This window comes from Pediococcus siamensis (assembly GCF_047220215.1).
Classification (GTDB): Bacteria; Bacillota; Bacilli; order Lactobacillales; family Lactobacillaceae; genus Pediococcus; species Pediococcus siamensis.
Map to the genome: position 1 here is coordinate 348073 of NZ_CP178375.1, position 20446 is coordinate 368518.

The window sequence follows — 20446 nt, forward strand, 5'->3', positions numbered from 1 at the left end:
ACTGGCAGGATAAGTTGTTTTTTACATTTATTTTTTGGTGAAAGCTATTCGGTAAGGTCAGCAAAAGTTCCGTGAACCAGCTTTTTGAGGTCATTAGCATTAATTTTAACCGAACGGCCGATTTTGCCTGAGGATACGATGATTTCGCCCTGTTTTGCGGCAATGTCGGCAATGTAAATCGGAAAATGTTTACTTTCGTAAATACCAATGGGGGTGTTTGCGCCATGTTCATAACCAGTTGTTTGTACGAGCTCTTTTAGCGGAATCATGCCGACTTTTTTATTACCTGAAACCTTGGCCAGCTTTTTGTAACTAAGATGTTCGTCAATTGGCAAAACGCCAACCACCGGACCGGTTTTATTACCAGTTAGCGCTAAGGTTTTGTAGATGTGGTGCTCATCGGCATCTAAATGGTCAACTTGCAGCTGTTCAACGTCACCTTCCTGGTGGGTAGGAAAGACATATTGTTCATACTTTATGTTGGCTTTGTCTAGGATCTTTTCTACCAAAGTTTTATCAATTTTATTTTTCTTATGCTTTTTAGAGATAACGTTCACCTTCCTCGGCTATATTTTAGCATAACTCATCCGGGAAAGTTGAAGCTGAGAGTCTGTAAAATAAAAAAACGAGAAAAATGAGGATATGCTATAATTTAGAAGAATAACTTTGTGAAAAGACGGGGTGAGATCAGTTTGGCTGATTTATTATACAAAACAATTTTAAAAGATTTGGAGAAACGAATCTTTAACAATGAGTTTCCTGCTAAAAAATTACCAGATGAACGCACCCTCACCAATCAATACGGGGTCAGTCGCAGCTCTATCAAGCGGGCGTTAAATGTTCTGGCAAGTGAAGGAATCGTCTTTAAGAAGCGTGGTTCGGGAACTTTTGTCAACCCGTTATACTTGAAAAACCGTTCCTTGTTTAACTATGAAGGCTCTAACTTAGGCGTAACGGACAGCATGCGTTCGGATGGCAAAAAGCCAGGCATCAAAGTTCTCGATTTTTCGGTCATTCCAGCGACTAAAGAGATGCAAACAGATCTCTTTTTGGCCTCCGAAGACTTTGTCTATCAAATTCGGCGCCTGCGGTTATTGGATGATCAACCGGTGATGATTGAAACCGGTTATATTCCCATTCGGGTGGCACCAGAACTTTCGCGGACGATTGTCTCGGGTTCAATTTTCAACTACTTAGAAGATAAGAAAAATCAGACGGTTACCAAATCTTTTTTGTCGATCGAGGCTCAGCCCTCTACGAAAGAAGACCAAGAATTATTGGGTTTGAGTCCGCAAGAACCTGTAGGCGTGATGTCGGGAATCTTTTTCTTAGATGATGGCACACCGTTTGAACTGTCTAATATGCGCTTGCACTACCAATATATGAAGTACAATGCGGTCGTAGAACTAAAGTAAAGACCTTGAGACAATCCAGTTTAGATTAAGCGTAAAACTGAATCAGCAGATAGTCTGATTGTGTTCAAAGGGATTAGAACTAGGTAAGGATGTTTGTAACAAAAGAGATTCAATAATTGAAAATTCCAGTAAGAGCTGTGTAGAAAACTTACATAACTCTTTTTTTTGCGGCCTAAATGCCGGAATAATAGGCTTTTAAAAATTGGACCGGTTCAATTTTTAAATTAGTTGACCACGAAGGAAAATCGGGTTATCATAATAATGTATTCGGTAACAACCAAAGTTGAAAGATTCGAAAGGGGTCATATCATGACTGAGGATTATTCATCAAAGTCTTATTTTGAAAATTTAGATAAGTTTTGGCGAGCAGCCAACTACTTGTCAGTGGGTCAACTTTATTTAAAAGACAATCCGTTATTAAAACGTGCGTTAACCAAGGATGACGTCAAAGTACATCCAATTGGCCACTGGGGGACAATCTCAGGGCAGAACTATATTTATGCACATCTAAACAGAGTAATTAATAAATACAATCTCAACATGTTTTACATCGAAGGCCCAGGTCACGGTGGTCAAGTGATGGTCTCCAATTCATATTTAGATGGTAGTTACACAGAGATCTATCCTGAAATTACACAAGACGAGACTGGTATGAAAAAGCTGTTTAAGCAATTTTCATGGCCGGGCGGCGTTGCTTCCCATGCGGCACCCATTACACCTGGATCTATTCATGAAGGTGGCGAATTGGGGTATTCAATCTCGCATGGTACCGGCGCAATTTTAGACAATCCTGATCAAATTGCGGCTGTTGTTGTGGGTGATGGTGAAGCTGAAACAGGGCCATTGGCAACTTCTTGGCAATCCAATAAGTTTATCAATCCAATTAACGACGGTGCGATTCTGCCAATTCTAGATATCAACGGTTACAAATTGAGTAATCCAACCTTGTTTAGTCGGATGTCAGATGAAAAAATTAAGCAATACTTTGAAGGTTTAAATTGGAACCCAATCTTTGTTGAGGGGGATGATGTTGAAAAACTGAACCCTGAGATGGCAAAGGCAATGGATTCGGCGGTCGAACAGATTCAAGCTATTCAAAAGAATGCCCGTGAAAATAACGACCCAACATTGCCAACTTGGCCTGTCATTATTTTCCGTTCACCAAAGGGGTGGACTGGCCCTAAGACATGGGATGGTGCCGTAATTGAAGGCACCTTCCGCGCTCACCAAATTCCAATTCCGGTTGATCAAAACAATATGGCGCATGCCGATGCGCTGGTCGAATGGCTGAAATCCTATAAACCAGAAGAACTTTTTGATGAAGATGGCAAATTGAAACCTGAAATCGCGGCAATTGCACCAAAAGGCAATAAGCGCATGGCAGCTAATCCGATCACAAATGGTGGTGTAAAGCCACATGATTTGCGGTTACCCGATTTTCGCAAATACGCGGTCGATACCAGCAAACGTGGTCAAAATGTCAAGCAGGATATGATTGTGTGGTCTGATTACTTACGGGATGTTGTCAAATTAAACCCTGATAATTTCCGGATGTTTGGTCCAGATGAAACCATGTCAAATCGATTATACGGTTTGTTTGAAACAACAGCACGTCAGTGGATTGACCCCATTAAAAAAGATTGGGACGAAGATTTAGCACCTGCTGGTCGTATTTTGGATGCGCAACTCTCAGAACACCAAGCAGAAGGCTGGCTGGAAGGTTACACGCTAACTGGCCGTCATGGTATCTTTACAAGTTATGAGGCCTTCTTACGCATTGTTGACTCCATGTTGACGCAGCATTTCAAGTGGTTGCGTAAAGCCAGCGAATTGAAATGGCGGAAAGACTATCCTTCTTTGAACGTGGTTTCAACTTCGACGAGTTTCCAGCAGGATCATAATGGTTATACGCATCAGGATCCAGGGATCTTGACACATATGGCGGAGAAAAAGCCGGAATTTATCCGTGAATATCTGCCAGCTGATGCCAACTCGCTTCTGGCTGTCAGCCCACTGATTATGAACGATCGTGAAAAAATCAATGTGTTGGTCACTTCTAAACAGTTGCGTCCGCAATTTTACTCCATTGAGGAAGCTGAAGTGCTGGCTAAAAACGGGTTAGGTATTATTGATTGGGCAAGTACGGACCAGAATGCGAAACCAGATATTATTTTCGCAGCGGCGGGCACCGAACCGAACTTAGAAAGTTTAGCTGCAATCAATATTTTGCATCAGAACTTCCCAGACTTGAAAATTCGATTTATTAATGTGATTGATTTACTGAAACTACAAAGTCCAAAAGTCAATCCACGTGGCTTATCCGATGAAGAATTTGATCATTACTTTACAAAAGATACGCCGGTCATCTTTGCTTTCCATGGCTATGAAGATTTGATCAAATCAATCTTCTTTGATCGCCACAACCATAATATCCACGTACATGGTTATCGCGAAGATGGCGATATTACGACACCGTTTGATATGCGCGTCGTAAATAAATTAGATCGTTTTAATTTGGCTAAAGAAGCTATTGCGGATGTGCCAGCGTATGCTGGAAAAGGTGCTGAGTTTATCCAGAAGATGGATAATAAACTTATTAAACACAACCAGTATATTCGCGACCACGGCGAAGACATGCCAGAGGTTAACGATTGGGTATGGCAACCGCTAGATTAATTAAATTTTAGGGAAAAGGCTTTCAAGAGTAGAGAAAATCGAAATTGAAAGTTTTTTTTAACAAAAATTTAGTTATCCATATTGAAAAATAACCCTATTAAGTATTAAACTGGTTATTGTCACACATAGCAATACAGTTAAAGAGCAAGAAAACAAAATGGGGATGATAATGCGATGGTACCAATGGTAGGAAAGAAGTTCGGTCGTCTGTTAGTTTTACAACGTGCAGGTTCCAACCCCGCTAATGGCAATGCTAAGTGGTTGTGTCAGTGCGATTGTGGCAACCGCGTTACTGTTGATGGGTACGCATTGCGCAGTGGGCAAACGCGCAGTTGTGGGTGTCTAAAACGGGAAATCTCGCAACTCAGTAGCAAGAAAAATCCAGCCTTTCAAAAAAATGTGGGCAATGCTAAGAATTTGACTGATGAAAACGGAGTCAGTTATACCTCACGTGATCTTACAAAACGGAATAAAAGTGGTGTCATCGGGGTGTCATATGATAAGAATTCCGATTCGTGGTATGCACATCTGATGGTTGACTATAAGTATGTGTTGGCAAAGAGCTTTAAAAACTTCAACGATGCGGTAGCGGCACGCAAGGCTGCCGAAAAAAGGTATTACGGGCAAAAACGGAAGGCTGAATAAAATAAGCTTTAGAAAAGACAATTGAAAATCTTTTCTAAAGCTTATTTTTTGGTTTAAAGGTTTTAAAACAAATCTCAAGCTGGTTTTTTCGAAGTAGAAAGCTCCGGAACTAAGCTAACCTGTCATTTAAAGCGGAATTTTCCCTAAGAGAGCAGTTAGAAATTAAGAGACATCCGTGTGTTAGTTTTCAAAGAAGCCTTGGTTTTTTAGGACTGTCAAAATTTGCGAGCGTTTTTTGGGACTTAGCTGCATGTCATGAACAATATGATGCCGAAAAGTTTCCTCGCGATTATGGTTATTTCGTTGAGCATAATAAGTTTTAATCGTCTGATCGTAACTGTCAAGTATTTTTGGATCGGGCTCTTGATAAGTATTTTCAAAATGGACACTGGCTAATGGCAGGCGAGGTTTCAAATCAGGATGTTCATCTGGATAGCCGACAGCAATGCCAAAAACAGGAAAAGTGAGTTTGGGCAGCTGTAAAAGGTCGATCACGCGTTGGGCGTCATTTAAAATACTACCGAGAATAACAGCACCAAGGCCCAAACTTTCAGCGGCGGTAACGATACTTTGGCCAGCTAAGGTAGCATCATCAAAGGCGGCCAGGCTCCGATCCGCATCGTGCAGAAGCTGAGTTTTTGCATGAGCTGCGGTGCCAATGACCTCATTGCGATGTTGATCGGCAATCATAATGAAAAGATGACCATTACTTTGTGTAAATGGATACGTCGTAATTTCGGCGAATGCTTTTTTTAACTTTGGATCTGTCACGCTGATAATACTGTATTGTTGCATAAACACACTGGTTGATGTCCGCTGGGCGGCCTTTAATAACTGCTTGATAAGCGGTTCTGGGATCGGCTGCGCTTTAAAATGGCGGATAGATCTGTGATGGGTCAAAAGATGGAGGGTTTCGTTAGTTGGCAAAATAATCAAACTTCTTTCTATTCATTAATTGAAAAGACTCTGGCAAAGGAGCCACGACTTCTTTAATTTGTTGTGAAAATGGCAGTGGAAACTGTATTTTCCAGGAATGTAGCGCCATATGTTCGCCGGCCAGGTAACTCGGGTTGTACAGGGGATCCCCCATGATCGGATGACCTAGGCTGGCTAGGTGCACCCGAATTTGGTGGGTGCGCCCGGTCTGTAACTGGATTTCCACTAGGGAATGGTGCAGACTTTGTGCAATGATCTGATAAGTGGTCGTTGCATTACGTGCATCAGCACCATTTACAACGCGTTGACGCTGGTCGTAACACGTTTTGCCAAGCGGGAGGGTAATTATCCCTTTGCGGTTTACAAAGCGGCCCTGTGTAACGGCCAAGTAGGTTCTGCGAATGATTTTTGTTTTGATTAATTGGTTATAGACAGGAATCAGCGCCGGGTTCTTTACCACCAGAATAGCACCACTCGTTTGTTGATCCAAGCGATGCACATTATAAGGGTGCGCGGAGGTATTCTGCAAATACGCCGCGAGATGGTTCATTAAACTACCTGTTTCGTCAGGTTGATTAGCGTGGGTTTTGATGCCGGCCGCTTTATCCGCAATGAGGAGATCCTCAGTTTCAAAAAGAATTTTCAGATTAGCGGCGCTGTCAGGTACAAAGCTTGGAATGGGTGTTGAAAAATCAGCCGCATGAAAGGTTAGGTCAATCACATCATCAGCATGAACAAGGGTGCTCATAGGTTGATACTGGTGATTTATCAAGACGGCACGGTTAATGCGTAGAAAGTGCACCTCCTTGCGACTGAGTGACCAATTTTCTTGAAGGAGTTGCCGTAAAGTTACAGGATGAAAATTTTTAGGTAAAATACGGGAATAAGACCAAGTCATAGTTTTTTCTCCATAACAAAAAGGCCATCACGATTTGTGGGTGGCCTTTTGAATTTTAAGCAAGGATTATTTAGATTCAGGTTCAGGTTTGACAACTAAGACATCACAGACCGCATTACGGCTGACATAGGTTGCGACAGAACCGACCATAAGACGTTCTAAGGCGTTTAACCCGGTAGAGCCGATCATAATTAGTTCGTTATGATGATCTTTAGGGAACTCAGTGGCGATGACGGGTTTGGGATTACCAAATCGGACATGGACACTGACGTCTTTAACGCCGGCGTCTTCGGCCTGTTTTTTGAGTTCGGCAAGGCGTTTTTGAACATCTTCAGAGAGTTTGTAGATGACGTCGCCACTGACGGCACCACCATAGGTATCACTGAACTGATTGACTTCCAAGACGTTGAGGATGTCAAGATGGGTGTCATTACGTTTGGCGACCTCAATGGCTTTTTTCAAAACGGTGTCTGTAACTTTTGATCCATCAACTGGAGCTAGAATATTTTTGTATTGTTGTAACATGTTACTCACCTTCCATTCACATGGGTTCTTATGAATATCATATCATTTATTTGGAAAAATGTAAGCAATTAAGTAAAGTGGGTTTGATAAACCGGGATAAAGGCCCCATTTAAGCGCGGCGGATGCCCGATGGCAATCGGGCTGGAGGCGGGCTTAAATGGGGCCTTTATGGTTTATCAAACCGTCCTCAGACTCAGCGGAAAGTTGCAGGAAAAGGCGGCGGATGCCCGATGGCAATCGGGCTGGAGGCGGGTTTAAATGGGGCCTTTATGGTTTATCAAACCGTCCTCAGACTCAGCGGAAAGTTGCAGGAAAAGGCGGCGGATGCCCAAGGGAAAAACGCAATCTTTTATCTTTGCCATTTAATAGCTGAAATCGGGGAAAAAGGCTAACTTCTCCGCTTATCTACGGAAACCGAACGATTCAAAGGACGAATCATTCGGTTTCCTAGGATATGCTCGAAGTCAAAGCACCTTTTTTCCCACTCTCTGGAGGCGGGCTTAAATGGGGCCTTTATGGTTTATCAAACCGTCCTCAGAAAAAAAGATATAAAACACTTTACTGGATTTTTGGAAAGAATGCGATTACAATGTAGTTACATTGGTGATGGTGATACAGATACCACCATTAATTTTAGGCGTCTCGCTAAGTTAATTAGCGGGACGTCTTTTTTAAAAGGAAATTTTTCTTTAAGGTCGCGGTAAGTAAATGAAATGTAATTTGTAACTTTTCTCACAGATGGTAGACTAGGTAAGTAAGCTTTATCCAATTATGGGAGTGACAACGATGAAAATTCAAGCAACTGATTTATTAGCAGCAATTCGAGATGAAAACTTTGAACAACAAACCTTTAAGGTTACGAGTACAAAATTAAAGAAAGATCCCCGGACCGCACTCAAGGACGTCTTTGACTATTTACAGACGGCTTTGAAACAAACTGCGGTTGTGGAAGCTAACGTCACAATCCGCAAAGATGTTGTGCTGCGCTTCCAGACAAATGTGATTAATTTGCCGTATAGCTACCCAAACAAGATTGAACAGTTAACGGAACCAGAAACAGATTATGAAGTGCAACTATATGCCATTTTTGAAGCAGAGGAAATTAACCCTTCCCATCTGCGGATCGATTTAATGGGCAGTGTGGCTAACTTCTTAGCAGGAGACGCAGACGTTTTTCAAAATATTAATGATTGGGTCGCACTTCAGTTTGAAAAACTGGATGCAGGTAAAGAAAAGAAAAAATAGAGGTGTTTCATGAGTCGACTAAGTAAAATGCTTGCCGCTGCCGGCGTCTTGTTTTTGATCGTTTTTCTAATCAGTCTCCGGTTTCATCCAGCAACTGCCAAGGTGGAGAAAAAGAATCCTGATCAGGTTACTGTTTCAAATCTGCCGAAAGAAAAAAAGACGACCAAAAAGACAACCAAGAAGAAAAAGGCAACTCGTCCAGCCTATATGCGGGCGGTAAATTGGAAAAAATCTTCGGAAACCAAACCATATCCGGATCTGACCAAGTATTCTGATGTGTGGATTGAAGTTTCGATTGCCAAACAACGCGTGTACATTCGCAATAATAAAAAACGGTTATACACCATGTACGCCTCGACTGGCAGTAACAATTCAACGCCGACGGGGACGTATCACATACAGGCCGAAAGAGGGACCTTCTTTTATAATGCCGAGTCCAAGGAAGGTGCCAAATACTATGTTTCGTGGAAGGGACATGGTGTGTACTTGTTTCATTCTGTGCCCACTAATCAACAGGGGCAGTTTCTTGTCAAAGAGGCTGAAAAATTAGGTAAAGAGGCTAACTCTCATGGGTGTGTGCGGTTATCTGTACCAGATGCAAAATGGCTGTATACGCACATTGAAGAGGGAACTAAAGTGGTCATTCATTGAGGTTTGAACGATGGAAATTAAAATTCGCGATTTTTTAAATAAAAAAAGAAAATGGTATCAGGATGCTGGCATCAGCATTTTGTGTTTACTAGGTGCCCTCATTATTTATCGAGTCTTAGGCTATTTATTTGTCAGGGTCACATTTTTAACCTGGAAAACAATCCTGGGAGTCGTTTTGTTATATACGATTGGGCTTTTCGGGTGGCGTTACTGGCAAGTTAAAGAAAAATTGCGCTAATCAGGCCTTTTTGGTGTGAAAAAACCTAAAGAGTTGCTTCGTCAAGACCGGTAAAAGTGCAAGAATGAAGAAGATTAGCGTGAAGTATTTTTGCACAAACGGCGTAGAGCCTAAGTAATACCCTGCAAAACAGCAAGCACTGACCCACAAAAGGGCACCGAGGAAATTCAATTTATTGAATTGATGAAAGCTCATGTCAGAGTTCCCGGCAATGATGGGGACTAAGAGCCCTAAAAAGGGGACAAACCGTGACAAAATAAGCGAGCTTTTTTCGTTGCGGTGAAAAAAGTCTTTGGTTTTTTCCATTTGATCTGAAGCTTGAATTTCTTGCGTGATTTTAGAGCCTTCACTTAATTTTTCACCGCGGTGAAATTTCACTACGGAGCCGACAGTCGCCGCTGCTAAAAAGACAACAAATAAGACGAATAAATTGAGGTTAGAACGGGGACTGGCTGCAATTGTGCTGGTTAAGAACAATACCGATTGACCCGGAAGAAACGAGAAAATCACATAGGCTGTTTCTAAAAAGATCCAAATGAATAAAATTAAATAAACCCATCCATTTAATCGATCTGCAATGGGCACAATATAAGCCAGCGGATGTAAGAAGAAATTAAGGATTAAATTAACCATGTTGAAACTCCATTCCCATAAAGAATAGTTCAATCATATAATGAATTGCCCAAAAAGACTAGCATGGTGATTGGCAATTCTGTAATAAACGTGGTATTATCATGGTATGCGATGAGTCGAGAAGAATCAGGCAACTTCGGTTGTTTCACTTTCGGGTGACGAGTGATTTTCTTGGAACGGGATGTGTTTTTCCACCGGATTTTGTGGAACATTTGATAGCGCATGTGTGAACCGTGCAAAGTCTCTTTGAGTCATCAAGGACCGTTCGTGAGGTTAAGGCAGGTTTTGCCTTAACCTTTTTTGTTACACTTAAAAAAGCGCACGACAAGGGATTGTGACGTTCAAAAAAGACTTCCGTATGCAACCAATGAGTTGGGAAGTCAGAGTTTAGATTAGTGGATCAGGTAGACTTGGTCGTGGATTAAATCAAAATGCGAAAAATGGCGATTTAGAGTTTTAACTGCTTCGTTTTCAATATATTTAGCGTGTTGCCAAAATTGATGACTGCCGGAACTACCGAATTTTTCTCCAATACAAATTAGACGAACTGCAGGATTAGTTGCACGCATGGCTTGCAGTAGCTGCCAATCAATCGGTAATTTGTCTGGTGACCAGGATATGATCACATATTTAACCTGGTGCTGATACTTTTGCCAAGCTTGTAACGCATCTAGGGGTTCAATCAAAGTCAGCGCATGTTTACCGGTTTCGTTTTCTTGTGTCCAGTCCTGACTGTCCGTGGCAAAAACAGGTTGATCCAATTCTTTAAGACCGGCGGAAATAAGGCCGTTGCCAGCCATCACTTCTAAGGCAGGGGCGCCATTTAGGAAAGCTGCCAAGTCTTTGACAAATGGCGCAGAAATATAAGCCCACATTCCGTAGTGGTCTTCAAGATAGTCACGATAGGAGCGTAGTAATTTGTCCAGTCTGGGAAGTGCCGTGCTATAAGTATCCCAAAGCTGATCTCCACGGGGGTCGCCTAAGGGGTATTTTTTTAGCAGTGTTTGAAAGAGGACATCTTGAAAATTGTCCGGAATCTCAAGCATTGGCAGAGACTGTGGTAACAGGTCTTTAGCAATCAACCGATCACTTGCCAAGATATTATGCGTTAAAAAAGTGATCTGAGGAAAGTCCTGAAACATCTGGTCATAGCGACGAATCTCCTCCATATAGGATTCCGGATCAGGCTGTTTTTTATGTGTTTTACGGGCTTGTTTGCGCAGTTGGTTTAATTTTTTTGAATTCAAAAGTCTCATCCTATCAAAATTGGACTGTTAGTGTTTATTTTCATCCAAACCGAGATCCAGTTCTTCTTGTTGCTCATTATCTGGGTGTGTTGTACGACGGTTCTTACCATGTAGATAACCATCCATTAGCTGAAAAAGTTCGTAACGATCTTCACTAGTTAGGACTTTATGATTAAAAGTGAGTTGTTTGCCAGATAAAAATAATTTACTTAAGTCATACTCATCGTGATCAGCCTTGCCACTTATATAGTCCATGGTGACATCAAAATATTCTGCGAGTTTGCGAACCTCTACAAAGGAAGGGGTGCGGACACCACGCTCCCAATTACCGATTTGAGAAGAAGTGTTTGCTTTTTCGGCTGGCCCTGGATATTGTTTGTTTAAATCAGCCGCCAATTGTTCGAGCGTAATATTTTGGCCATGGCGGAGTGCACGTAATCGTTCAGGAAACATTGCATTACTTCCTTTCTGTTACGTTAATTTTAGCATAACCACGCACTGTTAGCTGCTTTTGATTAATTATTTCTGTTGGAAAGTGCGACATTTTAGATAATTTGTCACAGGGCGTTTGCATGCAGACCAAAATGGTGGTCAGATAAAGAGATAGCGGCGTTTTCGGTAGACCAATTTCAACTCATAAAGCGTTCAAGCTAATGACTGACTAGCTTTTGAAAAGGGAAAAGCGGTATACTTTTAAAATTGAAAGTTAAGGGATGAAAAATTGTGAAAAAGATTTGGAAATGGATTCTGGCAATTGTGGTTGTTTTAGTTGTGGCTGATATTGGGGCAGCTGCATATTTCTACCATGTGGCCGTGGTACCGGGACATAAGGATTTTTTAAGTAGCTCACAAACCTTAAAAAAAAGTGATCCGCTCTATAAAGAAAAATTGTGGTATCAAAAAGTTGCAAAGCAAACCTGGCACGAAACCTCCGCAACAGATAATTTGAAGCTTGATGCGTACTATATTCCTGCCGCGCATAAAAGCCAAAAAACGGCCATTATTGCGCATGGTTTTATGGATAATAAAACTAAAATGGGAGCGGCGGCTGCCATGTTCCATAAAATGGGTTACAACGTCTTAGTACCAGATGATCGCGGTCAGGGCGATAGTCAAGGCAACTACATTGGTTTTGGCTGGCCCGATCGGCTGGATTATATCAAATGGATGAAGCTGTTACTCAAAAGAGAAGGGCAAAATCAACAGTTAGTTATGTATGGGGTTAGCATGGGCGGTGCCACTACCATGATGGTCAGTGGTGAGAAGAGTGTTCCTAAGCAACTCAAGGCTTATATTGAGGATTGTGGGTATACCTCTGTGAACGACGAAATTACCTATGAAGCAAAAACGATGTATCATCTACCATACTGGCCGTTAGTTCCTTCCGTAAGTGCAATGACGCAATTGCGGGCCGGTTACAACTTCAAAGAGGCTAGTGCCCTAAAACAGGTGGCTAAGAATCACAAACCGATGCTGTTTATTCATGGGGATAAGGACACATTCGTACCAACGCGGATGGTCTATCCGTTATATAAAGCTGACAAGGGACCTAAACAGCTTTTAATTGTCAAAGGTGCCACCCACGCGAAATCAATGGCCAAGAATCCGACCCGCTACTATCAAACAGTTCGGAAGTTTTTAGCGAAATATGTGCATTAAGGATTGTGGTTGGCTCAAATGAGTGTGTTTCATCAAAGATAGTGAGAAAAGTATGTTAACTTCATACCTAACAATAGAAGTCGAATGATTCATGTTTTGAATCGTTCGGCTTCTGTTATTGAACGGAGTTTTCCTCGATTGCGGCTATAAAAATTTGGCGACGAAAAGCGGCTGAAAGATTTTTTTCAGTCGCTTTTCGTCGCCATTTGTGTAGGTCTAGTTTTGGTTTAAACGCAAGTTTATTGCTGGCCGGAACCTTAACTAATTTTGGCCGCCAACTTTTTATGCCAAGTCACTTAAGTCCTATCCGGTTTACGGACGGAAAATCTCCTAAATTAGGTTAGCTTGAGACCCAGAAAAACGCACGTTACAAACCAATATTAATCATAGATTTCATCATTTTGCATGTAAATTAATTCATCATTTGAAATTTGCTCGTACAGTGCATTGGCTAATTCACGCGTAATTTTATTTTCTGAAAGTTGGTTCTGCACAAAGTTATATTCAAATTGAAACGCCTTGATAAAGAGTTCTTCTTGAATTTCGTTGCTGTTAGAGTTGTTTTGATAACGACGATGGCGTTCACGATAGTAGCGCTGAACAATTGAAATGTCTGTGGGACTTTCCTTGTTAACTTTGGGACTTTGAAGATACTCAAAAACGCGCTGGGTAGTTTGACTTTCAATTTCGACCAGTAAGTCGTGTTTTGATTTGAATTTTTTAATAAGGTTAGGGTTATGTTGCAATTGCTGACGTTTTTGGCGAAACGCCTTACCGTGCACTAAAGACTTGAAGTGATAGAGAAAACGGTAGGAAAACTGTAACCAGAGGCTCCGAAAAATACTGTTGTCGAGATAAATATCTCGCGCTAGCAGGGTCCGTTTGTAAAGACGACGATCTTTTTCAGTGATTTTTTCATCTGCTACTAGTTCATCCAAGACCTCATTTTCGACGTCACGAGTTTGGGCAAAAAGCTGTTTTAAAATGTGGCGGTTTTTGACAATTTCAGGCTTGATTTGGCTGTTTAAAGTGGCCACGACCGCTTGCGTTTCTAAAGGATCTTCATTGAGTTCCGTGATTTTTTGGATGGCATAGGCAATCATTTCTTGCCGAGCGGCAGAAGCACCCGCCGGTAAAAAAGGATCGGTTTGCCGTGGCAGAAGAAACGGCAAAACCAGTGAAGGAACCAGCATACTTAGGATGATCACAATCGTTGCAATGAACAAAAGATCGTTTCGATAAGGAAAGGCAGAACCATGCAGCGTTAAAGGTAGCGAAAAGGCCATTGCTAAGGTAATGGTTCCGTGAATACCATTTAGGGCAATAATCCAGCAGTTTGTATTTTTATCTTCCGGGCGAACACGAACCGTAGCAAAATCCATCCGCAGCCATAGGTAACGCAATAGTGTCATCAACGCGTATAGCAAAACGCTAATGCCTGTCAGTAACAGTAAAAATGTGTTGTTTCGATAAGAGATGTCCGTAATGACGGTAGGCAGAGAAACCCCTAAAAGGACGAAAACAAAGCCGTTTAAGTTGTCAGAAATGACTTCCCAGGTAGTGTTGCTAACCACTTGAATTTTAGTCGAAGTGAGGCGTAAACGGCCCTGCTGAATGCCGTGGATCAGGCCGGTGGCGACAACGGCTAAAATTCCAGAGACGTGTACCAATTCGGCCACGAAATAAACAAAGAATGGCGTCAATATCCCTAAAGTTACGATGACAGAAGAGTTATCTAAACGATGGTTAATTAAAAATGTGCGCAGTGAAACGAGGAGACTCCCTAAAATTGCGCCAAGCAAGAGACCGCCCAAAAAAACATAGATAAAGTCAAAAAACCCGTATGTAAAAGAAAATTTTCCGGTCGTAAAAGCTTGTAAAGCAAGGTCAAAAATCACGATCCCAGAAGCGTCATTGAAAAGTGATTCATTTTTTAAAGTTTGCATCGCTTCTTCAGGCATGGCAATATTGGCCGTTACCGATGAAACAGCCACGGCATCAGTTGGCGTAATAATAGCGGCTAATGCAAAAGCTAGTGGCAAAGCTAATTCGCTTAACATAATATGAGCACTAATCCCAACAATACTAACAGTCACAAGTGCGAGGCCAACCGCCAACGAAAAAGTGGTCGAAAGCGAACGACGTAAAACTCGCATATTGGTATTAAGGCCTTCATAAAACATTAAGGGGGCTAGTACTACCAGCATAAAAAGGTTAGGATCCATATTATAGTGCCGATAGTAAGGCACAATTACGGCAACCACTAATCCCACACCAATTTCAATGAAAGCCAAAGGAACTTGTGTCAATTTGCTGGCAATGATATTTGAAATTAAAACAGCGATGATCAAGACCAACACTAAAACAACAATCTCCATGATGTTCACTCCTAAAAGTTATCTTCATCTAGTTTACCATAATCGCTAGTATTTCCACGAAGATACGCCTGATTGCAGCCTTGTCTCCAATTAAAAAGAAGTATAGTTAGCAGCATGTCATTTAATTTTACGGATTTAGTTTGAAAGCAAAAGGTGCGCACAAACTGGTTAAATCGGTCGTTTAGGACACAACCGTCTAAAAAACCGAGACGCTTTGCCAGCTGTCCCAGTTTTTGAAGTGACTTAATTTTGTTTAAAGAGTGTGGTTAAATACTGCATGAAGCGAGCTAAGTACTTTTCCTGATCTACGGTCAAAGCAACGCTCACGTTGGGAGCTTCTTCGGTTAAACGTGCCGGATCACCAATGGTGCGTCCCCACATGGCCTTAGTCGTATCGACAAACATATTTAAGTTCAAGGTCGAAACCAGACTAGGATCCAAAGTAACCCCAACGGCCAATGGATCATGCAAGGCACAGCCATGTAAGTGAGGACTGGTTATTTTATAAACATCAATATAGTAGTCCACAATATCAGCAAACTTGTTACCAGCAACGGTATCTAGTTCACGCCATTGCTGTGTTTCTTTCTTGGTCAGTAAAGTACGTAAAGTGACATCGAGACCGACCATGGTCAAATTGAGACGACTCTCGAAAACCTGATCAGCTGCAACTGGATCTTGGTTAATGTTTGCTTCTGCCACTGGCGAAACGTTGCCAGGCACAGTCAATGCACCGCCCATCAAAGTCACTTGACCAATCTCATCTTGAATTTCAGGCGCAATTTTAATGGCTTTTGCCAGGTTAGTTAATGGACCTGTGGGAACTACGATAAGATCCTGACGATACTGGTGGGCAGCTTCAATCAAGAAATCAACACCGGATTTAGCTTCGACTTGACGTTTAGGGGTGGGCAAAGCGACTTCACCAATACCATTTTTACCATGAATTTGTGCACTAATCGGCATCACGTCAAAATGATCGGTTGTCGAAGCGTGCAATTCACCAAGAAAGACCGGTACATCAAGACGTCCTAGCAGTTCGAGAATTTTCAGACTGTTTTGAGCAGCTAGCGGGGTTAAAACATTACCATATGAAGCCACAATTCCAATTAAATCAACATCAGGGGCTGCAACTGCATACGCAATTGCCATTGCATCATCGATACCAGTATCTAAATCTAAGATCATTTTACGTGTTGCCATGAAGTGCCTCCTAAAAATTATTTTTTAACAAGTTAATCATACGAAATAACGGGTTTAAATACAATTTAAATTTGTGCTTTTGCGCGGTTAAAAATCGCAACTCTAAAAAATCGTGTTAAAATTAAACAGTTATCTTTACAAAAAGAAAGAAGGGGCATTGTGGCTGAAATTTATGATATTACAATTATTGGCGGCGGACCTGCTGGCATGTTTGCCGGCTTTTATAGTGGGCTGCGAACTGCCAAAGTACAAATCATTGAAAGCCTTTCACAGCTGGGGGGACAAGTCAGCGCGCTCTACCCAGAAAAATATATTCATGATGTGGCTGGTTTTGCCGGCATCAAAGCTGTTGAGTTAATTAGCCAATTAGACAAACAGTTACGGCAGCTGCCAGTTGATGTTCGACTGAATGAAACGGTCACGGACTTGATTCAACAAGATGAAAATGGCTATAAAATCGTGACGAACAAGGAGACCTATCTGAGCAAAGCGGTAATCTTAGCAACGGGTGTTGGGGCATTTAGTCCCCGGCGTCTGGCCGTTTCGGGTGCGCAAGAACTGGAAAATAGGCGGATTTTTTACACTGTCGCGCATCCAGAACAGTTTCGTGACAAGACAGTCTTAATTGCGGGCGGCGGGGATTCTGCCATTGATACCGCCCTCATGCTCCAAGAGACAGCTAAACACGTTTATCTCATGCACAGACGGACACAATTTCGTGGAATGGAACACAGTGTGGAATTGCTGCAAAATTCAGCGGTTGAACTGTTAACGCCCTACCTGTTAAAAGAAATAACCTTGGATAATGACCAACTATTGCTGACAATGAAAGAAGTAAAGGGAGAACACCTCTTACAAAAGCGGGTGGACGACGTCATTGTGAACTATGGCTTTATTTCTAACAACAAAACCATCAGACAATGGCAAGTACAACCTAGCCAGGAACACCGGATGTTTGTCGTTGACCGCCAAATGAAGACTGATTTACCGTTGCTTTATGCCATTGGGGATGGCGTTGATTATGAAGGTAAGTTAGATTTGATTGCAACCGCCTTTGCGGAGGGACCAATGGCAGTGAGTGCTATTATGAAGCAACTCTACCCGGATCGTCGCGGGCCGTTACACAGCACTTCTATGGACCTTTAAACCCAATTCAACTGATAAAAAAATTCGTCATCGGCGCGCTTGGCCTGTGACGAATTTTTTGGATAAAATATGGTAAACCTCAGCTCATACACACGCTGTCAGTCACTGGATGTCATGGCGGATAAATTTGAGTGAAACGCGTGGTGAAACCTTTTGAATGGGTTAATTTCCAGAATTTGAATCTGGATTGGTAATTTGAATCCGATTATTTTCCGACTTCGAGTGGGTCGCTTCTGGAGCATCTGTCTTATACAGGCTTTCCAAAGAACGATCGCGGTTCTTCGAGTACATTGAAGTTGACTTTAGACCCAGTTTCTTTTGAATAGCAAGTTCCTTATTCAGCCCGTCAGCATAGTTATAAAGTTTAGAATTAACTGCTTTGAATCCTTTTGGTGTATAGAAACGCAGCAGGTTTTTCTCATTCAATGAATCGGACATGCTAAGCTGTGTATTAACTTTTTTCTGGTCTGCTTTAAGTTGTTTCTTCAGCGACCCGGTTGGCGTAATCACCTGACCGGTAGCGTTATTGTAGACTGTGCCACTGATTGAGGTGTAATTAGGCGTGATAAAGTCCTGATTACGGAACGCGACCACTTGGTCATGCTGTGAAGAGAAAAGATCAGTCCCAAACTGCATATATTTCTTAGAATTAATGCCTAGTAAATGCAGAAGGGTAGGCAAAACATCGATTTCGCCACCATATTGTTTTTGAATCCCGCCGTTTTTTACACCCGGAATATGAATCATAAACGGTACCCGCTGCAATTGAGTGTTATCCCAATCTGTCCAGTTTTCAGACGGATCCTTACCAAAGGCAGAAAAGTGACTAGAATCCTGACTAAAGGTTTTGGCGAGGGCTTCATTAGCAGAGTTAGAAATGCCGTAGTGATCGCCATACAAGATGATTACCGAATTATCATAAAGGCCAGATTTCTTTAAGAAGGTGAAGAATTCTTTTACAGCCTGGTCTAAGTAGTTAGCTGTCTTGAAATAATTGTTGACTGAGGTGTTACCAGTGTCCGGCACCTTGAAGCTGGAGTCTTCTTTATCTAGGTCAAACGGAAAATGATTGGAAACCGTAATGTATTTCGCATAGAACGGTTGCTGCAAATATTGTAAATACTTGATGGAGTCCTTGAACAACAGCTTATCTTTTAGCCCGTAGCCGGTAGATTTATCTCCCGAAGTATCATAGTAGCTGGCGGAGAAGAAATATTGATAGCCCATGTTTTTATAGACGTTGTTCCGATTCCAGAAGCTAGCGACGTTACCATGGAAAACAGCGGAAGTGTAGCCCTGTTCCTGTTTGAGAATGGCGGGAGCTGCCTGGAACGTTTGATCCGTACCTAATTGTGCGAATAAGGATCCCTGTGAGAGACCAAAGGTGCCGGTTTCCAGCATATTTTCAGCATCACTCGTCTTTCCTTGACCAACTTGGTTAAAGAAGTTGGCAAACGAGTAGGTACTCTTGCTGTGATAAATCTTATTTAAAAACGGCGTGACGGTTTGGCCTTCAACTTTATCGTCAATTAAAAATTGTTGGAAACTTTCCAAATGAATGACGATGACATTTTTGCCCTTGGCAATGCCGTAGTACTTTTTATTCGGCTTTGCGTAGTGACCATGGACATATTTTTCGACGGTTTTTAATTCACTCTTGGTGGCACTGGACCGCATTTTGCTGGTTTGTTCAGTCTTGGCGCCGTCATAAATGGTAAAGACGTCCACCCCTAAGTATTTAACGATATAAGTACGATCAAAGGTCCGTGTGATAAGTTGGGGCCGGCTCATTTCTGCAAACATGAGGTTAAAACCGAATAGGAGCACCGAAAGCGAAGTGACTTGAAATCCAAGCCGTTTGGGCAAGGCGTTTTGGTCAATTTTAATTCTGCGCATCAGCATTAAGACTAAGATGATGACGATATCTAGCCAAAACAGCAAATCATGCGGCTCGGTTAATGCCAGGGAGCTGCCGCTTAAACCCTGATCCACCTTTGAATAACCAAGCATGGTGTTAATGGTCATGAAGTCGGAGAACTCGCGGTAATAGATCACGTTTAAGTAGAGTAAAAGCGTATTGGCCGCATCAATAATTAAAATTAAAGGATAGAAAATTTTGGCATTTTTAACGTATAAAGCGAGCCCAAATAACAGAAAAGTTGTAGCTAAAGGGTTAATGAAAAGAATAAACCACTGAAAAAGGCTGGTTACGCCTAACGAAAAGTCAGCAAAGTAGGCCAGTAATGTTTTTAACCAGAACAGGAAGACGAGTAAAAAAAAGAATCCCATTCGTGTATGAACTTTTGAAATAAATTGTTTCATTTTAAGTGTTAACCTTCCCGTAAAAAAAACTTCATTTTGCTGTGCAACCGTGTTAGCAAACATAGAGTCATTTTAACATAACTTTATTAAGCAATTTCTTAAATTTAAGTAGTGTTTGTTTTTCAGACCTCAAAAAGTTTATAATGCAAAAATGAAAGTAATTACGAAATGGGTGATGAATTTGGAAATAAAAACAGCATTTGGCAATGCGACTTCGGTGTATCAAGATAGTATGAAAATCAGAACCGCCGTCTTTATTCGGGAGCAACATATTAGTGCGGCTCTTGAACAGGATGGGGATGAATCACGTTGTACATATTACGTTGGTTATGATAAGCAGATACCGGTGACGACTGCGCGTACACGTGTTACGGCAGATGGCTTACTTGTTCAAAGAGTTTGCACACTTGCAGCTTATCGCCACCAAGGACTATCCTCACAACTTTTTACAGCTATTGAAAAAGATGCCAAAAGTGCCGGTGTAAAGCAAGTTTGGCTCTTTGCGCAGGATCAAGCCCAAACATTTTATTTGAATAATGGGTTTCAGGTTGTTGGCGATCAGGTCATGGAGGCGGGCATTGCCCATCATAAAATGATAAAAGCAGTTTAAAGAAATGGGATGAATGGGT

Annotated in this window: 20 protein-coding genes; 10 read left to right on the top strand and 10 right to left on the bottom strand. The window is 41.8% G+C overall.

The genetic code is table 11. From position 1 onward, the window contains the following. Positions 1–44: 44 nt before the first annotated feature. Positions 45–548, bottom strand: coding sequence for a Cys-tRNA(Pro) deacylase (ybaK, locus tag ACLJJ6_RS01685; protein ID WP_412990409.1), 504 nt, complete (start codon positions 546–548; stop codon positions 45–47). Between the two features lie 144 nt (positions 549–692). On the opposite strand from ybaK, the gene ACLJJ6_RS01690 reads away from it, so the two are divergent. The 3 genes from ACLJJ6_RS01690 to ACLJJ6_RS01700 all read left to right on the top strand — a co-directional run bounded on the left by ACLJJ6_RS01690 (position 693) and on the right by ACLJJ6_RS01700 (position 4736). Then, entirely contained in the window at positions 693–1415 is a 723-nt protein-coding gene (locus ACLJJ6_RS01690) for a GntR family transcriptional regulator (protein WP_412989737.1), read from the top strand. A gap of 309 nt (positions 1416–1724) precedes the next feature. Continuing rightward, positions 1725–4091, top strand: coding sequence for a phosphoketolase (locus ACLJJ6_RS01695; protein WP_412989738.1), 2367 nt, complete (start codon positions 1725–1727; stop codon positions 4089–4091). Positions 4092–4265: 174 nt separating this feature from the next. Next, complete coding sequence (locus tag ACLJJ6_RS01700; protein WP_412989739.1) at positions 4266–4736, top strand: AP2 domain-containing protein; 471 nt, start codon at positions 4266–4268, stop codon at positions 4734–4736. 180 nt (positions 4737–4916) lie between these two features. Here the strand turns inward: ACLJJ6_RS01700 and ACLJJ6_RS01705 are convergent, their stop codons facing one another. The 3 genes from ACLJJ6_RS01705 to ACLJJ6_RS01715 all read right to left on the bottom strand — a co-directional run bounded on the left by ACLJJ6_RS01705 (position 4917) and on the right by ACLJJ6_RS01715 (position 7095). Then, positions 4917–5663: an NADPH-dependent oxidoreductase gene (locus ACLJJ6_RS01705; RefSeq protein WP_412989740.1), complete on the bottom strand. Its 747-nt coding sequence runs from the start codon at positions 5661–5663 to the stop codon at positions 4917–4919. Further along, a complete protein-coding gene (locus ACLJJ6_RS01710; RefSeq protein WP_412989741.1) occupies positions 5653–6570 on the bottom strand; it encodes an RluA family pseudouridine synthase in 918 nt (305 codons plus the stop codon). The genes ACLJJ6_RS01705 and ACLJJ6_RS01710 overlap by 11 nt, the downstream gene beginning before the upstream one ends. A 66-nt stretch (positions 6571–6636) precedes the next feature. After that, a complete protein-coding gene (locus ACLJJ6_RS01715; RefSeq protein WP_412989742.1) occupies positions 6637–7095 on the bottom strand; it encodes a universal stress protein in 459 nt (152 codons plus the stop codon). Positions 7096–7217: 122 nt separating this feature from the next. Here ACLJJ6_RS01715 and ACLJJ6_RS01720 point away from each other — a divergent pair, with 122 nt between their 5' ends. The 4 genes from ACLJJ6_RS01720 (at position 7218) to ACLJJ6_RS01735 (ending at position 9229) form a co-directional block, all read left to right on the top strand. Next, the gene (locus tag ACLJJ6_RS01720; RefSeq protein WP_412989743.1) at positions 7218–7487 is read left to right on the top strand and encodes a hypothetical protein; all 270 of its coding nucleotides are present in this window, start codon (positions 7218–7220) and stop codon (positions 7485–7487) included. 394 nt (positions 7488–7881) lie between these two features. Then, on the top strand, positions 7882–8340 hold the full coding sequence (locus tag ACLJJ6_RS01725) for a hypothetical protein (protein ID WP_412989744.1): 459 nt from the start codon (positions 7882–7884) through the stop codon (positions 8338–8340). A gap of 9 nt (positions 8341–8349) precedes the next feature. Beyond that, a complete protein-coding gene (locus ACLJJ6_RS01730; RefSeq protein WP_412989745.1) occupies positions 8350–8991 on the top strand; it encodes a L,D-transpeptidase in 642 nt (213 codons plus the stop codon). Positions 8992–9001: 10 nt separating this feature from the next. Continuing rightward, on the top strand, positions 9002–9229 hold the full coding sequence (locus ACLJJ6_RS01735) for a hypothetical protein (RefSeq protein WP_412989746.1): 228 nt from the start codon (positions 9002–9004) through the stop codon (positions 9227–9229). On the opposite strand, the gene ACLJJ6_RS01740 is transcribed toward ACLJJ6_RS01735, so the two are convergent. The 3 genes from ACLJJ6_RS01740 to ACLJJ6_RS01750 all read right to left on the bottom strand — a co-directional run bounded on the left by ACLJJ6_RS01740 (position 9230) and on the right by ACLJJ6_RS01750 (position 11562). Beyond that, entirely contained in the window at positions 9230–9862 is a 633-nt protein-coding gene (locus ACLJJ6_RS01740) for a VTT domain-containing protein (protein WP_412989747.1), read from the bottom strand. A gap of 392 nt (positions 9863–10254) precedes the next feature. Next, a complete protein-coding gene (locus ACLJJ6_RS01745) occupies positions 10255–11109 on the bottom strand; it encodes an SAM-dependent methyltransferase (protein ID WP_412989748.1) in 855 nt (284 codons plus the stop codon). A 27-nt stretch (positions 11110–11136) separates the two neighbouring features. Further along, complete coding sequence (locus tag ACLJJ6_RS01750) at positions 11137–11562, bottom strand: helix-turn-helix domain-containing protein (RefSeq protein ID WP_412989749.1); 426 nt, start codon at positions 11560–11562, stop codon at positions 11137–11139. Between the two features lie 270 nt (positions 11563–11832). Here ACLJJ6_RS01750 and ACLJJ6_RS01755 point away from each other — a divergent pair, with 270 nt between their 5' ends. Continuing rightward, a complete protein-coding gene (locus ACLJJ6_RS01755; RefSeq protein WP_412989750.1) occupies positions 11833–12768 on the top strand; it encodes an alpha/beta hydrolase in 936 nt (311 codons plus the stop codon). Positions 12769–13148: 380 nt separating this feature from the next. Here the strand turns inward: ACLJJ6_RS01755 and ACLJJ6_RS01760 are convergent, their stop codons facing one another. Together ACLJJ6_RS01760 and ACLJJ6_RS01765 are read right to left on the bottom strand one after the other, a co-directional pair. Then, positions 13149–15146 carry a cation:proton antiporter gene (locus tag ACLJJ6_RS01760; RefSeq protein WP_412989751.1) on the bottom strand — a complete coding sequence of 666 codons (1998 nt, stop codon included), beginning with the start codon at positions 15144–15146 and terminating at the stop codon, positions 13149–13151. 243 nt (positions 15147–15389) lie between these two features. After that, on the bottom strand, positions 15390–16349 hold the full coding sequence (locus ACLJJ6_RS01765) for a nucleoside hydrolase (protein ID WP_412989752.1): 960 nt from the start codon (positions 16347–16349) through the stop codon (positions 15390–15392). A gap of 159 nt (positions 16350–16508) precedes the next feature. On the opposite strand from ACLJJ6_RS01765, the gene ACLJJ6_RS01770 reads away from it, so the two are divergent. Then, positions 16509–17495: an NAD(P)/FAD-dependent oxidoreductase gene (locus tag ACLJJ6_RS01770; RefSeq protein WP_412989753.1), complete on the top strand. Its 987-nt coding sequence runs from the start codon at positions 16509–16511 to the stop codon at positions 17493–17495. Positions 17496–17657: 162 nt separating this feature from the next. Here the strand turns inward: ACLJJ6_RS01770 and ACLJJ6_RS01775 are convergent, their stop codons facing one another. Continuing rightward, positions 17658–19817: an LTA synthase family protein gene (locus ACLJJ6_RS01775; protein WP_412989754.1), complete on the bottom strand. Its 2160-nt coding sequence runs from the start codon at positions 19815–19817 to the stop codon at positions 17658–17660. A gap of 181 nt (positions 19818–19998) precedes the next feature. On the opposite strand from ACLJJ6_RS01775, the gene ACLJJ6_RS01780 reads away from it, so the two are divergent. Further along, positions 19999–20427 carry a GNAT family N-acetyltransferase gene (locus tag ACLJJ6_RS01780; RefSeq protein WP_412989755.1) on the top strand — a complete coding sequence of 143 codons (429 nt, stop codon included), beginning with the start codon at positions 19999–20001 and terminating at the stop codon, positions 20425–20427. Positions 20428–20446 lie beyond the last annotated feature (19 nt).